This window comes from Kaistella haifensis DSM 19056 (assembly GCF_000735695.2).
GTDB lineage: Bacteria > Bacteroidota > Bacteroidia > Flavobacteriales > Weeksellaceae > Kaistella > Kaistella haifensis.
In genome coordinates this window covers 54,147-68,882 of sequence record NZ_JASZ02000011.1, presented here as the reverse complement: position 1 = coordinate 68,882, position 14,736 = coordinate 54,147, and the positions used below count along the sequence as shown (strand labels likewise).

Annotated in this window: 18 protein-coding genes and 5 tRNA genes; 1 reads left to right on the top strand and 22 read right to left on the bottom strand. The window is 35.8% G+C overall.

The annotated features are described in order from the left end of the window. Positions 1–14: 14 nt before the first annotated feature. The 16 genes from AP75_RS06685 to rpsU all read right to left on the bottom strand — a co-directional run bounded on the left by AP75_RS06685 (position 15) and on the right by rpsU (position 7,634). Positions 15–665, bottom strand: coding sequence for a hypothetical protein (locus AP75_RS06685; protein ID WP_031501384.1), 651 nt, complete (start codon positions 663–665; stop codon positions 15–17). Positions 666–776: 111 nt separating this feature from the next. Next, complete coding sequence (gene rplL / locus AP75_RS06680) at positions 777–1,142, bottom strand: 50S ribosomal protein L7/L12 (RefSeq protein ID WP_031501378.1); 366 nt, start codon at positions 1,140–1,142, stop codon at positions 777–779. A gap of 53 nt (positions 1,143–1,195) precedes the next feature. Next, entirely contained in the window at positions 1,196–1,792 is a 597-nt protein-coding gene (gene rplJ / locus AP75_RS06675; RefSeq protein WP_031501377.1) for a 50S ribosomal protein L10, read from the bottom strand. Between the two features lie 14 nt (positions 1,793–1,806). Continuing rightward, on the bottom strand, positions 1,807–2,499 hold the full coding sequence (gene rplA / locus AP75_RS06670; protein WP_031501376.1) for a 50S ribosomal protein L1: 693 nt from the start codon (positions 2,497–2,499) through the stop codon (positions 1,807–1,809). An 11-nt stretch (positions 2,500–2,510) separates the two neighbouring features. Beyond that, positions 2,511–2,954, bottom strand: coding sequence for a 50S ribosomal protein L11 (gene rplK, locus AP75_RS06665; RefSeq protein WP_031501375.1), 444 nt, complete (start codon positions 2,952–2,954; stop codon positions 2,511–2,513). A gap of 283 nt (positions 2,955–3,237) precedes the next feature. Next, entirely contained in the window at positions 3,238–3,780 is a 543-nt protein-coding gene (gene nusG, locus AP75_RS06660) for a transcription termination/antitermination protein NusG (RefSeq protein ID WP_031501374.1), read from the bottom strand. A 14-nt stretch (positions 3,781–3,794) separates the two neighbouring features. After that, positions 3,795–3,998 carry a preprotein translocase subunit SecE gene (gene secE / locus AP75_RS06655; protein ID WP_051872474.1) on the bottom strand — a complete coding sequence of 68 codons (204 nt, stop codon included), beginning with the start codon at positions 3,996–3,998 and terminating at the stop codon, positions 3,795–3,797. A 13-nt stretch (positions 3,999–4,011) separates the two neighbouring features. Next, positions 4,012–4,082 (bottom strand) — tRNA-Trp (locus AP75_RS06650). 55 nt (positions 4,083–4,137) lie between these two features. Beyond that, positions 4,138–5,325: an elongation factor Tu gene (gene tuf / locus AP75_RS06645; protein WP_088263943.1), complete on the bottom strand. Its 1,188-nt coding sequence runs from the start codon at positions 5,323–5,325 to the stop codon at positions 4,138–4,140. Positions 5,326–5,629: 304 nt separating this feature from the next. Further along, positions 5,630–5,701 (bottom strand) — tRNA-Thr (locus AP75_RS06640). Between the two features lie 49 nt (positions 5,702–5,750). Next, positions 5,751–5,823, bottom strand: a tRNA-Gly gene (locus AP75_RS06635). 75 nt (positions 5,824–5,898) lie between these two features. Continuing rightward, a tRNA-Tyr gene (locus AP75_RS06630) sits at positions 5,899–5,981 on the bottom strand. Positions 5,982–6,003: 22 nt separating this feature from the next. Then, positions 6,004–6,077, bottom strand: a tRNA-Thr gene (locus tag AP75_RS06625). Between the two features lie 102 nt (positions 6,078–6,179). Next, the gene (locus AP75_RS06620) at positions 6,180–6,470 is read right to left on the bottom strand and encodes an HPF/RaiA family ribosome-associated protein (protein WP_088263941.1); all 291 of its coding nucleotides are present in this window, start codon (positions 6,468–6,470) and stop codon (positions 6,180–6,182) included. Continuing rightward, positions 6,467–7,357 (bottom strand): tyrosine-type recombinase/integrase, encoded by an 891-nt coding sequence (locus tag AP75_RS06615; protein ID WP_088264028.1) that lies wholly within the window; start codon positions 7,355–7,357, stop codon positions 6,467–6,469. Before AP75_RS06615 ends, AP75_RS06620 begins: the two co-directional genes overlap by 4 nt. A gap of 79 nt (positions 7,358–7,436) precedes the next feature. Beyond that, positions 7,437–7,634 (bottom strand): 30S ribosomal protein S21, encoded by a 198-nt coding sequence (gene rpsU, locus AP75_RS06610; protein WP_031501370.1) that lies wholly within the window; start codon positions 7,632–7,634, stop codon positions 7,437–7,439. A 90-nt stretch (positions 7,635–7,724) separates the two neighbouring features. Here rpsU and AP75_RS06605 point away from each other — a divergent pair, with 90 nt between their 5' ends. Continuing rightward, a complete protein-coding gene (locus AP75_RS06605; RefSeq protein WP_088263939.1) occupies positions 7,725–10,877 on the top strand; it encodes a UvrD-helicase domain-containing protein in 3,153 nt (1,050 codons plus the stop codon). Between the two features lie 52 nt (positions 10,878–10,929). Here AP75_RS06605 and AP75_RS06600 read toward each other — a convergent pair whose 3' ends face one another. From AP75_RS06600 to AP75_RS06580, 6 genes are all read right to left on the bottom strand, one after another. After that, on the bottom strand, positions 10,930–11,439 hold the full coding sequence (locus AP75_RS06600) for a ferritin (RefSeq protein ID WP_031501561.1): 510 nt from the start codon (positions 11,437–11,439) through the stop codon (positions 10,930–10,932). A 99-nt stretch (positions 11,440–11,538) separates the two neighbouring features. After that, positions 11,539–11,946 carry a hypothetical protein gene (locus AP75_RS06595; protein ID WP_143755831.1) on the bottom strand — a complete coding sequence of 136 codons (408 nt, stop codon included), beginning with the start codon at positions 11,944–11,946 and terminating at the stop codon, positions 11,539–11,541. A gap of 93 nt (positions 11,947–12,039) precedes the next feature. After that, positions 12,040–13,020, bottom strand: a complete 981-nt coding sequence (locus AP75_RS06590; protein WP_031501559.1) for a glycosyltransferase family protein — start codon at positions 13,018–13,020, stop codon at positions 12,040–12,042. A gap of 106 nt (positions 13,021–13,126) precedes the next feature. Continuing rightward, entirely contained in the window at positions 13,127–13,366 is a 240-nt protein-coding gene (locus tag AP75_RS06585; RefSeq protein ID WP_088263935.1) for a hypothetical protein, read from the bottom strand. 84 nt (positions 13,367–13,450) lie between these two features. After that, on the bottom strand, positions 13,451–13,627 hold the full coding sequence (locus AP75_RS14250; protein ID WP_158212069.1) for a hypothetical protein: 177 nt from the start codon (positions 13,625–13,627) through the stop codon (positions 13,451–13,453). A 113-nt stretch (positions 13,628–13,740) separates the two neighbouring features. Then, on the bottom strand, positions 13,741–14,682 hold the full coding sequence (locus tag AP75_RS06580; protein WP_143755829.1) for a hypothetical protein: 942 nt from the start codon (positions 14,680–14,682) through the stop codon (positions 13,741–13,743). Between the last annotated feature and the right edge of the window lie 54 nt (positions 14,683–14,736).

Here is a 14,736-nt window from a genome sequence, read left to right as displayed (position 1 = left end):
AAACGTATGATCAATTAAATCTGCGGCGGTGGTCTTACAGAAAAGGCAGCAACTTTATTCTGTAATCTATTAATATTATGCGTTAAAAGAAAATTGCTTAGATATAAGAACTCTAGCAATGAACTACAATCATTACAGTAGTTAATTATACATTTCTTTGAATTATAATAATTATTACTGGGAGAAATAAAAGGAATATTTCCCAAAGCGTTTCCGGTTAGAAACCGAGTACCGGCAAGACCATTAGAAATTTTCAACGGAATTTCTTTCTCGGGTAAATCCGATATTTCAATAGTCTTCTTCTTGGAAACTAAGAGCTTTTTCTCTGGCTTAGCCCTTGCAAAGTTTTGTTTTGTAGAAGACTGTACATCAGAATTTTTCGCAATAATTCTTATTTTATTATCATTAAATCTAATGACTTTGGAATATTGCTGTAGGTTTTTGTTATTTGATATTTGCTCATTGAACGCTTCGTCTTTTGAATAAATACAGGCATCTCCAACGACAGTAATATTTGCTGTGGCGAGAGAGTCTACATGAATTTTCTGAGCAGAAAGTGTAAAAAGTGAAAAAAAAGTTAATAAAAAAGATAAATGCCAGCATTTTGGTAATATAATGGCACTAAACTTTACTTTCTCAGGGAAAGGAAATAAATTTTTTTTCACTTTGCAAAGGTAATAAAAATAAAGACTTATTATCAACAATAACAAAACTTAACATAAAAAAAAAGCGACTAGGTGTAAACCTGTCGCTTCTATTATATTATTGAGTAATGATTACTTCAATTCTACTTCTGCACCAGCTTCTTCTAATTGTTTTTTCAAAGCTTCAGCTTCGTCTTTAGAGATACCAGTTTTGATTGGAGCAGGAGCACCATCTACCATATCTTTAGCTTCTTTAAGACCAGCACCAGTTAAATCTTTTACCAATTTAACAACTGCTAATTTAGAAGCACCAGCTGATTTAAGGATTACATCGAATTCTGTTTTTTCTTCAGCAGCTTCACCACCACCTGCAGCCATAACTACAGCAGCAGCAGCTGGCTCGATTCCGTACTCATCCTTAAGGATAGCAGCTAATTCATTTACGTCTTTTACGGTTAAGTTTACTAGCGTTTCCGCTAAATTTTTTAAATCTGACATTTTGTAATGTTTTAATTTGTTGAACGATTTATTTTGATTTTTTTTGAGTCTAATTACTCTGCACTAGGTGCGTCCGTAGCTTCAGCGCTAGCTTCTGGAGCTGCAGTTTCTTCTACTTTGGTTTCTTCAGCAGCTGGAGCAGCAGTTTCTTCGGCTTTTGCCTCAACAGTTTCCGGTTTGTTTTGAAGAGCAGAAAGTACGTTTCTGATTGGTGATTGAAGCAATCCGATGATTTCTCCGATCATTTCTTCTCTTGACTTGATGTTGGCAAGAGTGCCTAAGTTTTCATCACCGATGTAGAAAGTCTCTTGTAAGAAAGCAGATTTCAAAGCAGGGAATTCAGCTTTTTTTCTGAATCCCTGTATTAATTTAGCTGGTGCGTTAGCTGTATCAGCTACCATTACCGCTGTGTTTCCTTTGAAAGTTGGGAACATTTCAGAGTAATCTACTCCGTCGATTTGTTCCATTGCTTTCTGCAACAATGTATTTTTTACAACTTTAAGTGTAATGTTTTGTTTAAATGCTTGTCTTCTAAAATCTGAAGTCGACGCAGCATTCATTCCTTCAAGATTTGCTACATAAACCACTTTCGCGTCTTGTAACATTTCTTTTATTTCTTGTATTACTAATACTTTATCTTCTTTTGTCATTGTCTTATCAGATTTTAGTTTACAGATTTAGTATCGATTGCAATACCAGGACTCATGGTAGAAGATAAGTAAATACTTTTTACATAAGTACCTTTAGCTGCAGTTGGTTTCAATTTAAGTAAAGTTTGCACCAATTCTTGTGCGTTTTCTTTAATTTTAGCAGCATCGAAAGATACTTTACCAATTCCAGCGTGGATAATACCGTATTTGTCAACTTTGAAATCGATTTTACCAGCTTTCACTTCAGTTACAGCTTTACCGATTTCCATGGTAACAGTTCCAGATTTAGGGTTTGGCATCAATCCTCTTGGACCTAATACTCTACCTAATGGACCTAGTTTTCCCATTACAGCCGGCATGGTAACGATTACGTCAACATCTGTCCAGCCATCTTTAATTTTCTGTAAGTATTCATCAAGACCTACGTAATCTGCACCAGCTTCTTTAGCTTCTGCTTCCTTGTCAGGAGTTACAAGCGCCAAAACTTTTACATCTTTACCGGTACCGTGAGGAAGGGATACAACCCCTCTTACCATTTGGTTAGCTTTTCTAGGATCAACACCCAATCTAACTGCGATATCTACAGAAGCGTCAAATTTTGCAAAGTTCACTTCTTTAACCAAAGCAGAAGCTTCGTCAAGAGTATATACTTTGTTTTTCTCAATTTTGCTTAAAGCTTCCTTTTGCTTTTTTGTTAATTTTGCCATTTCTACTAGTTTTAAGCGTTAGTTGGTTTAGTTCCTGTTACTCTCAATCCCATAGATCTTGCAGTACCTGCGATCATAGTCATCGCAGAGTCTAACGTAAAACAGTTAAGATCTGTCATTTTATCTTCTGCGATTTTTTGTACTTGTGCCCAAGTAACCGCTCCTACTTTCGCTCTGTTTGGTTCACCAGAACCTTTCTTCACTTTAGAAGCTTCTAATAATTGGATCGCAGCTGGTGGAGTTTTAATAACGAATTCAAAAGATTTGTCTTCGTATACTGTAATTACTACAGGTAAAACTTGCCCAGGCTTGTCTTGCGTTCTTCCGTTAAATTGTTTACAAAACTCCATGATGTTCACACCGGCAGAACCTAGTGCTGGTCCAACTGGTGGAGAAGGGTTTGCTGCCCCTCCTTTAACCTGGAGTTTAACCATTTTAAAGACTTTTTTAGCCATTTTTTTGTTTTAAAAATTAGTAAATAATGAATGTGGAAGCATTTATTATTCTATATAAACTCTGATTCTCACCTACCGAGCTTATATTTCGGACTGCAAAATTAAGAATTATTTTTGAATCTGCAAGTGTAATCCACTGATTTTTAGTAATGAGTTATAAAAATTTTATTTCAATTTTGATCGAGCCGTACTTACAGAAGAAATCTGGCGAACACATTTGAGATTTTTCCAAATAAAAAGACTGCTCTTTTGAACAGTCTTTTTATAATATTTTATAAGTATCTTACACTTTCTCCACCTGCATAAAGCTAAGTTCCATCGGCGTTTTTCTACCAAATATCATTACAGATACTTCTATTTTCTTTTTATCCTCATGGATTTTTTCCACTGTACCATTAAATCCGTTGAAGGGTCCGTCGATTACTTTTACGCTATCACCAACAACATATGGGATTTCAATATCTACTGCGAACTCTGAAAGTTCATCCATTCTACCAAGCATTCGGTTTACTTCTGCTTTACGCATCGGAACCGGATCTCCACCTTTTGTCAAACTTAAAAAAGAAATTACTCCTGGTATATTTTTGATGATGTGAGGAATTTCTCCCATCAAATTAGCTTCTACCATTAAGTAACCTGGGTAATAAGGTTTTTCTTTCGGAACCTTTTTCCCATTTCTCATTTGGATCACCTTCTCCATTGGAATGACCACTTGGGTTACGTAAGCTTCGAAACCAAGACGCTTCATTTCATTCTCAATATAGGCCTTCACCTTATTTTCCTGTCCGCTGATGGATTTCAGAACATACCACTTCAAGTCACTCATTTTGGAAAATAATTTTAATTGAACAGGTTGATTAATATCGTTATTAAATTGGTGATAGATTTACTGAATAATGAATCTACACCGAAAGTAAACAATGCTAAAATAACAGTAGAAATAGTAACTACAATAGTGGAAGATTGCAGATCTGGCCATTTTGGCCACTCTACTTTATCTTTAAATTCGGTATAAGAACCTTTTAAAAAATCAACTAAACTCATTATCTATTATTTGCACGGGCACAAGGATTCGAACCCTGATCAACGGTTTTGGAGACCGGTATCCTACCATTGGACGATGCCCGTAGATTAAAAAAAGTTCCGTAAGTTTCCCTACGGAACTTTATTATTTAATTAGAAATTAATCTAAGATTTCAGTTACCTGACCTGCACCAACTGTTCTACCACCTTCTCTGATCGCAAATCTAAGACCTACGTTAAGAGCGATTGGTTGTAACAATTCTACAGTAATAGTTAAGTTATCACCAGGCATTACCATTTCTACACCTTCTGGCAAGAAGATCTCACCTGTAACGTCAGTAGTTCTAACATAGAACTGAGGACGATATTTGTTGTGGAATGGAGTGTGACGACCACCTTCTTCTTTTGAAAGAACGTAAACCTCAGCCTTGAATTTTTTGTGTGGAGTTACAGAACCTGCTTTTGCGATAACCATACCTCTCTTGATGTCAGTTTTCTCAATACCTCTCAACAAGATACCTACGTTATCACCAGCTTCACCTCTGTCAAGGATTTTTCTAAACATCTCTACCCCAGTTACAGTTGATGTTAATTTCTCATCACCCATACCTACAATATCTACTGGATCTCCAGTGTTGATAACACCAGCCTCGATTCTACCAGTTGCTACAGTACCTCTACCAGTAATAGAGAATACGTCTTCGATTGGCATCAAGAATGGCTTATCTTGATCTCTTACTGGAAGTTCGATCCAAGAATCAACAGCATCCATTAATTCTTCTACAGTAGCAACCCATTTAGGATCTCCGTTAAGAGCACCTAGAGCTGAACCTTGGATAACTGGAGAGTTATCACCGTCATATTCGTAAGAAGAAAGAAGATCTCTAACTTCAAGTTCTACTAATTCTAACAATTCTGGATCATCTACCATATCCACTTTGTTCATGAATACCAATACTCTTGGTACGTTTACCTGACGACAAAGAAGGATGTGCTCTCTAGTTTGAGGCATTGGTCCGTCAGTTGCAGCTACTACTAAGATAGCTCCGTCCATTTGCGCAGCACCAGTAACCATGTTTTTTACATAATCGGCGTGACCTGGACAGTCTACGTGAGCGTAGTGTCTGTTTGCAGTTTCATATTCGATGTGAGCAGTGTTGATAGTAATACCTCTTTCTTTTTCTTCTGGTGCAGAGTCGATAGAGGAGAAATCTCTTGCAGTACCGAATCCTTTATCAGATAATACTTTACTGATTGCAGCAGTAAGTGTAGTTTTACCATGGTCTACGTGACCGATGGTACCAATGTTCAAGTGTGGTTTGTTACGATTAAACGTTTCCTTTGCCATGATTTAATTATTTATTTAATTATTTATTAAAATTTTCAGTGCGCAAATATAGTGATTTTTTGAATATTGGAAATTTTTTTTAAAAAAAAATAAATATTCAATCGACAAATATTGCGACAACCTTGGTTTCCTTATAATATCGGATTGCAAATTTAAGGAAAATTATTTATTTATGAAAATCATTAATGATTTTACAATTTATTTAACATCATCCTTTTTGTACAAACAATGACGTCAATTTTGCAGTTCCATTACATTGTTTCAAAAAAAAATCCCTCAACCAAAATCGAGGGATTTTCTACAGAGCCAACTATGAGATTTGAACTCACGACCTCTTCCTTACCAAGGAAGCGCTCTACCCCTGAGCTAAGTCGGCAAAACTTTAAAAAAAAATCACAATCCTTTGTTGGTTGTGATTTTCTTTGAGCGGAAGACGAGGGTCGAACTCGCGACATTCAGCTTGGAAGGCTGACGCTCTACCAACTGAGCTACTTCCGCATTTTTGTGTTTGTTGGCAAACGGTGTGCAAATTTAAAACTTTTTTTTGAACCTGCAAATTTTTTGTAAAAAAAGTGGGGAGAGCAGGATTCGAACCTGCGAAGTCGTAAGACAGCAGAGTTACAGTCTGATCCATTTGGCCACTCTGGAATCTCCCCAATATCTTAATTTACAAAAATGAGCCTCCAGAGGGACTCGAACCCACGACCTGCTGATTACAAATCAGCTGCTCTAGCCAACTGAGCTATGGAGGCAAATAGATTTCAAAAGAACGCTTATCTCTTTTTGCGAGTGCAAATATAAGGGAGTTTTTTTGAATTCTACAAATTATTTTAGAAAAAAAATCACATTTTTTTTTAAGCGAGTTCTTTTTTCTTGATTAACAGCTTCTTAGCAACCTCAGCACAAAGATCTAAACTTTCTTCAAAACTTGAAGTTGTCTTCTTTACCACGATATCATCACCCGGAACAGCCAAAATAATCTCGGCAGTTTTGTTTTCTTTATCCGACTTGTTCTCCACTTTCAGATATACTTTACATTCTACAATTTTATCATAATAAGTCTCCAGCTTGCTTAACTTTTTTTCAATATATTCTTCAAGTGGTGCGTGTGGTGTCAATCCGATTGACTGTACTGAAATTTTCATAACTCTACATTTTTTTTAGCTCTTGGATGAGCATTGTTAAAAACTTTTTTTAGTTGTTCTATATTAGAGCTTGTGTACACCTGCGTTGATGCAAGCGACGAGTGCCCCATGATTTTCTTCACTTTAGAAATTTCAGCCCCATGCTCCAAGACATGTGTTGCAAAACTATGTCTCAAAATATGAGGGCTCTTTTTCTTCTTCGAAGTTACAAGACTAAGGTAGGAATTAACTGTTGAATAGACAAATTTATCATTCAGTTTTTTTCCTTTTGCATTGATGAAGAAATACGAATCGTGGTCTTTCAGGGGTTTACGATCTTTCAAATAATCCTGCATTTTCTGCGCAAGACCAGAAGAAATTGGAATGATCCGCGCTTTATTTCCTTTACCTATTACCTTAATTTCCAAATTGCTGAAATCTACGTCTTCCATGAGCAGATTCATAAGTTCTGCTTTTCTGATACCTGTTTGATAAAGTGTATCAATAATCACTTCTTTCAATAAGCTTTTTTTCTTCGGTTGAAATTCCGCAAGCTGATGGTTGCTCATTTCCTCTTGGGAAAACGGAATTTGCTTCTCCACATAGAATTTCAAAGAAAATATGTTCTCAAGCGGCGAAACTTCTATTTCACCAATTTTTAAAAGAAAAAGATAAAAACTCCTAAGAGTTGAAAGTTTTCGGTTAATAGATCTTTTAGAAAGTTTTTTTTCGGTAAGATCCACCATGAAATTTCGCACCACCTTTTTATCAACCTTTGAGAATTCCTGATGCGCCTCGGTTTCCAGGAGAAATAATGCAAAATCTTCCAAATCTTTCCGATAACTTATGGAAGTATGAGGAGAATAGCGCTTTTCTACGGAGATATATTCGAGAAATCTTTCTATCATGATGGCATAAAACAAAAAATCACTTTTCAAATATAGTTATTTGAAAAGTGATTGAAGTATTTTCTAAAGAAAATATTGATTAAGCCTGCTCGTCTCTGCTCAAGTTTCTTTGCTTGTGAGCAGCTTTCAATTTAGCTTGTCTTGATGTTACAGAAGGTTTAATGAATTGCTGTCTGCTTCTTAAAGCTCTTACAACTCCTGTTTTATCAAATTTTCTTTTGTATTTTTTTAACGCTCTGTCGATAGCTTCGCCATCTTTTACTGGGATTATTAACATAATTTACATCTCATTTTGGACTGCAAAAGTAATATTTTTTTTCTAAATGACAAATTTTTTCTTTATTTTTAAACTCAATTTAATCGAACAATGCAAAAAAACTACACCGTTATCAACGCCTCTGCCGGCTCGGGAAAAACCTACGCTTTGGTTCTAAATCTTTTGGCAATCTGCCTGAAACACCCGTCACAATCGGATAAAATAAGACATATCCTTGCGCTTACTTTTACCAATAAAGCCGCCAACGAGATGAAACATCGCATCATCGAATGGTTGAAAAAATTTTCGTCGGATTCCTACGAAACCAATGGTGATTTACAAAATATTCAAAAGAAATTAGAAGATCAGGGCCATCGAATTCCTTTGAAAGACCTTCATGAAAGATCAAAAAAAATCCTAGATTATGTGCTTCACAACTACTCTACGCTGAATATCGGAACGATCGACAAGTTTAATTCGCGTTTGGTAAGGAGCTTTTCTTATGAATTAGGATTGGCGCAAAATTTCAACCTAGAAATCAATCCAGAACCTTTTTTAATGGAAGCCGTGGACAAAATGCTAGAAGATATCGGTAGCGAAAATACCATTTCAGAGGCGTTCCTGGATTTTGTAAATTATAATTTAGATAATGATGAAAGAGTAAATTTGAACAAAAGTTTGTACGATTCTGCCAAAGAATATGTTCAAGACAAACATTATTTCAAATTGAATGACAACAAAGATTTCAATTGGGAAGTTTATGAAAAATCTAAGAAAAATCTTCGTGAAAGCATCAAATCATTAGGCGAAGATTCTATTAATATTGCGGAATCTGTTTTAGAATTGTTGAAAGAGAAAAACCTCGAAATAGGTGATTTTGCTGATGGAGCGAATGGAATTGGTGGATTTTTCAAAAAGTTTTTGGACAAGAAAATTCCGCTGATTTACGAAACCATCGAGCAAGAAGAAAACCGCGTGAATAAAATATTGAAAGGTGCATCCGGTAAATCAAAAGACCGCGAGGCAGAAATCTTCGAAATTCTAGATTTTTTATTGGAAAGTCGTAAAAAAATCATTCAAAATTATATTAAAATACAAAAACAGCAAAAAATCCTGCGCGCACTTCTCCCTTTGAAAGTAAATAAAGACATTCAGGATCAACTCGCGATTATTGAAGAAGAAAACGATTTGGTTTTGCTTTCCAAATTCAACATTTTAATTCATGAAAACCTTCGCGAAGAGCCTTCATCATTCATTTATGAAAAAGTAGGAACCCAGTTTTCGCATTATTTTTTTGATGAATTTCAGGATACCTCCTCACTTCAGTGGCAGAATTTTGTTCCATTGAGAGATCACGCAGTTTCTTCGGACGAAATGAGTTTTACGCTGGTTGGTGATCCCAAACAAAGCATTTATCGTTTTCGTGGCGGCGATTCGCAACTGATGCTCGACATCATTAATCAAGAAGAAAATTCTTTGGTGAAAGCCCAGCTCGAAAATCTGGAATATAATTGGCGAAGTGCCAAAAACATTGTGGATTTCAACAATCAACTTTATTTATATCTTTCCGAATTTACCAAGGAATCGCACCGAAATATCTTCGGAATTGGTTCTCATCAAATTTCAAAATCGAAACTTGAAGGTCGGGTTCGAATCAATTTGATTGAAAACGCAACTAAAAAAGTCTTTTATGAAGAAGTTTCCGAGAAAATGCAAAAAGATATCCAAAGCTGTCTGGACAACGGTTTCCGACTTTCCGACATCACCATTCTCTGCCGCGGAAATTTCGATATCTTCAATTTTTCTCAAATGCTCGGTAACTTAAAAATAAATTACGAAGGCAAAGAAGATTACATCAAAACCATTTCAGAATCGGGATTAACGCTGAATCTTTCCTCAACTTTACTGGCTTTAACAGAGTTTCTGAAATGGGAAGAAGATCCTAAGAATCTACAATTTCCTGTGAAAATGCTTTATTACTTAAAAGTTTTAGGCAGAATTGAAATGAACGATTTCAGTTCGGAAGTCATGGAAATAATCTCATTAAAAAACAAGCCGGAAATACAGACGTTTCTCGCTGAAAAATACGATCTACAGCTCAGTAGCGAAGGTTTGCTGCAACTCAATCTTTATAATTTCGTGGAACATTTTCTGCAGGAATTTTCTGTACAGCAGAAGGAAACGGACTTCCTTTTCAATTATTTGGAAATGCTCTACGCCTATTCTCAAAACGCAGGTTCTACCTTGAAAGATTTCCTAAAATATTGGGAAGATGAAGCGCAGAAAACCACCATTCAAGCATCGGAAAACTTGGATGCAATACGACTGATGACGATTCACAAAGCCAAAGGTTTGGAGTTTCCAGTGGTGATGCTTCCGATGGAAAACGATAATAAAGACGGGAAATTCACGAACTGGCTCCACATCGATTCCGAAAACGGACTTTCAGCGGTGAACATCGATTCTTTCAGCAAAGAACTTGAAGTCTATGATGAAGATTTGGCCAAATTTAATCAGGAAAATATTTACCAAAATAAAATTGACCGCTTCTGTTTGCAATATGTAGCCACGACGCGCGCGGTGGAGCAACTGTTCTTTTATATTGAAAAGCCTAATAAATCCGCGAATCATTTGGAAATTTATGATTTTATTAAAGCTAGAATTCCGAGAGATGAATCCGGCGCAGAAATCTCTAGCTTCGATTGGTACGATGTTTCCGAGGAAAATTTAAAAAAACAAAAAAAAGAAGAGAAAAATAACTTGCTTACCAAACCGATTGTTTTCAAATCCGAAAAAAAAGCTAATCCAGCAGCTGTGAAAATCGCGACTCCATCGAAAAATTACCAAAACCGAATGGAAAAAGTGAGAATCGGAATTTTCACACACGAAATTTTAGCCCAGATCAATTCAGAAAAAGATGTTGAAAAAACTCTGCAAGCTTATCTTTTAGACGGAATTATCACAACTGAGGAAAAAATTGAAATTAGCAAAAGAATTTTAGGAATCATCAAGAATGAAAAATACGCTGCCTATTTTGCCGAAAACCAGGTTGTTATCAATGAAAAAGACATCATGATTTCCGATAATGGCGATTCGAAGATTTACCGGCCAGACCGGCTGATCGATACAGGAAATGGTTATGTAATTATCGATTTTAAAACCGGTGACCAACTGGAAAAACACCAAATCCAAATCGACGAATACCAAACTGTACTGGAAAAACTGGGGAAAAAAGTTCTGAAAACCGAACTGATATATGTATAAAAAAATCCTGCAACTAAAGGATTGTTGCAGGATTTATGATTCTTTCTTAAAATTAATTCGCAGGATCCGGAGTGAAAACCCGTTGCGCCAGTTCTTGATCGAAAAGGTATAACGCGGAAGGATTGTCAGAAACCATTTTGATTTTGGTTACCAGTTGCGATGCGCTCGCTTCTTCTTCAACCTGCTCATTTACAAACCACTGCAAAAACGAAACGGTTGCAAAATCGCCTTCTTCATTAGCGTTTTTTAGGATATTGAAAATACTTTTGGTCACAATTTTTTCGTGTTCCAATGCTTTTTCGAAAACATCGGTTGCACTTGCGAATTCATGAGGTGGTTGTGGAATTTCTCCTATCACGATTTCTCCGCCTACATCGTTTAGATAATCAAACATTTTATCTGCGTGCATGAGTTCTTCTTTACTCTGAACTCGGAAATAATTAGCAATACCATCCAGATCCCGAGCAGAAAACCAAGCCGACATCGAAAGATAATATTGTGCTGCATATTGTTCTTTGGTAATTTGTTGGTTGATCAACTCCCCTATTTTTGTACTTATCATAATTTAATTTCTCTTTTTATCAAATATAGATAATTCCGAGAGAGTGCACAAAAAAAAACGGAAAAATAAATTCTCCGCTCTCTTTAAAAAAAACTAAAATTATGAATCGGCCTTTGCAGGCATTTTCTTCATGTGTTTTTCATGCATATTCTGCATTCTTTCTTTTTGCTTGGTTTGCCATTTTTGGTATTGTTCAGGAGTCAAAATTTGTTTCATTTCTGCGTTGCACTGCTCTTTTTTAGCTTTCATCACCTCCATTTTTGCCTTTCTTTCAGCTTGGATTTTAGGAGCATTTTCTTTTCTTTCAGCTATTTTTTTGTCCTGCAAAGATATTATCTGTGCTACTTGCGCATCCGAAAGGTTGAGTTCATCCTTCATTTTTTGCAATTTCTCTGCTCTCTTCTGCTCCATTTGGGCAGGATCTTTTTTTGGCATTTGAGGCGATTGTTGAGCCATTGCGAAGGTTCCTAAGACAGCAAATGCTGCGCTTAAAACAATCTTTTTCATGTGTAAATATTTAAATGTTGTTATTTGGTTTTTTGATACCAATAAGAGATACATGTTAAATTTTTACCATCATAAACTTTTGTTAAAAAAAAATCAACGATATTTTTTGATCATTTTTCTTACAACTTCCTCGGTTTCATCGGGAAAATCTACCATAATTATTTGTTCAAGATTCACCCAATCTTTCAGTTTTTTTGAAAAATCGGCTTCCTTCCAAATTACAGGAACTCCCATTTTTTCTAAGGATAAAGCATTGCACTGCTGTTCATACTGATGATGCATCGGAACTGCCAATACTTTTTTCTTCATAAAAAGCGCTTCAGCAGGACCTTCGAAACCGCCACCGGTGAGGAAGCCTTCACACGTTGCCAATGATTGCTGAAAAAGCGCATTATCAATCGGAAAAACCTCAGCATTGAATTTTTGATAATGTTGGGATGAATGTTTCGAAAAAATATGCCATTGAATGTGAGGAATTTTCCTGATCTGCTCCAAAATAAATTCATCGGAATATGCAGGAAGATAAACCGTGTAATGCCCTTTGTTTTGGGTAACTTGTTGACGAATTTCGCTGCGGATCACCGGCGTATTGATGAAATCATCATATTTTTCGAAATGAAAAGCTACATGATTTTTCGCCGGAGCGTAATGATTCATAATCAATTTCCCCCAATGAAAACCTTGAAGCTGTGGTGTTTTAGGAGAAAGATAAGCCGATTGATGACTCATCGCCACGGATGCTTTTCCTCGCAATTTGCAACTCCATGCACAAACCGGCTCGAAATCATTGATCACCAAATCATACTGATGGACCGGAAGATTTTTAACATCATTATAAAATTGTTTCATATGAAAACGATTCCAAGTTTCGCCGAAATCGACACCTCCTTTGCTGCCAAAAACAAATCCAAATCCGTTGAACTGATACTTAATTTCGTACTGAAGTCCCACTTCGGCTTGTGTTCCACTGATAAGGATATCAACTTCTCCGTATTGTTTCAGATAGGGAAGAATTTCTCTGGCGCGGCTTACATGGCCATTTCCGGTTCCTTGGAGTGCGTATAAAATTTTCATCCCATCAAAAATACAACTTATTGATTCTCTAGATCTTGCAATAATTTAAAATTAACAAAAATGTAAAATAAAGAAGGAGCTCATTGGCTGAACTCCTTTTTGAAATTTATTTTTTATTGTTTCCGATATTTCCTTTTACATGAAGGTGGCTTCCGTCTCCAATCTCTTTTCTTCTATTATATTCAGACATCGATTTGGCATTTTGTGTATTTTTCTCGGCCTGAATGGATTTGTATTTTTTAGACTGCATGCTTTTATAATTGTTTTTATTTCGATTATAAACAGCTACCGGGTTTTGACCTTTGTAGTATTTGTTTTTAAACTGAGTATATTTCTCGGTTCCCATAATTCTTTGGATCGAATTGTATCTATCAGTTCTCCACTGATCTGGGTTATCGGCATAAGCCCTATTCCATGAATTATAATCGGGCTATTGATTATTGAGTTCGAATAACTGCGCTTTTTGTTGGTTGCTCAATAATAAATTAGCTGCTACAGTTTGCCAATTGACATCCGTGATACTTCTTTGATAATCGTTGTAATACACTGATTGCGAAAACCCTAAGGAAAACATTCCTAAACTTAGTATGGTGATTAACTTTTTCATTTTCTTATTTTTTTAAGTTGACACTTTAATACTTTCCATTATCGTACCAAAAAAAGAAAAGAGCGACTTCTTTCGAAGCCACTCCTTTCATTACTAACACTAAAAAACTAAAATTATCGAGAGGTAAACCTCATGCCTGATATTCTGGTAGAATTACTCGGCGTCGGGGTAGCCGGAGTTTGGTTTCTGAAACCTTTATTATTGCTTTCTACTTTTCTTTCTGGCGTGGTATTTCTCAGTTCCGAGCCATTGTTTCTAAAACCACCTGAATTAGATTGGCTGTTAGAATCGGTTCTCATTCCATTTTTGTTACCGTTGTTTTGCGTTCTTGGTGTATTTCCAAGAGATCTTCCTTCACGCAACCCATCATTTCTATTGTTATTTTGCAGAGAACCTTCGTTTCTCACATTATTGTTATTTCTTGGAGTCGAATTCCAGTTACCGTTACCAGTTCTTGGCGAATCTTTAAAACCGAAATTGCTCCTCGGATTATTTTGATGATATACTACTCGATCTACTTTATATCGGTTGATATTGATATGTCGGTAATTCGGAACGATATAAACATAATTCACATAATGTTCTCTTCTATAGTTTTGCCAATAATTTACAGGATTGAAACCATTGTAATAATTATTCTGGAAAATCACGAAAACTCTTGGGCCTAAAATTCTTTCCAATTCATAAAATCTGTCGTAATACCATCGATCTGGATTATAACGGTAGTAGGAGCTCCATGCGGAGTAATTTGCAAAACGATCATTCAACATCATTATTTGCTGCATCTGCCATGGTGAAAGCCGGTAAGTAGAAAAAAATCGGTTCCAATTTACATCATAAATACTTCTCTGATAATCATTATAATAACTTTGGTATAAAGCATTGGTATAATAATCCGATGGATATTGGTAGTAATAATCATCTGGGAAATAGTATTCATCATCATAATCACCATAGTAACCATCATTACTATTGGTCGGATAATAATCCGGATAATTTTGTGCGGAGATCAATGTTGCAAAAAACACCGAAAGTCCAAAAAGTATTTTTTTCATTTTATTTAAACTTATTTTAAATGTTCGATGAAGAACATTAGAAAAACGTGCCAA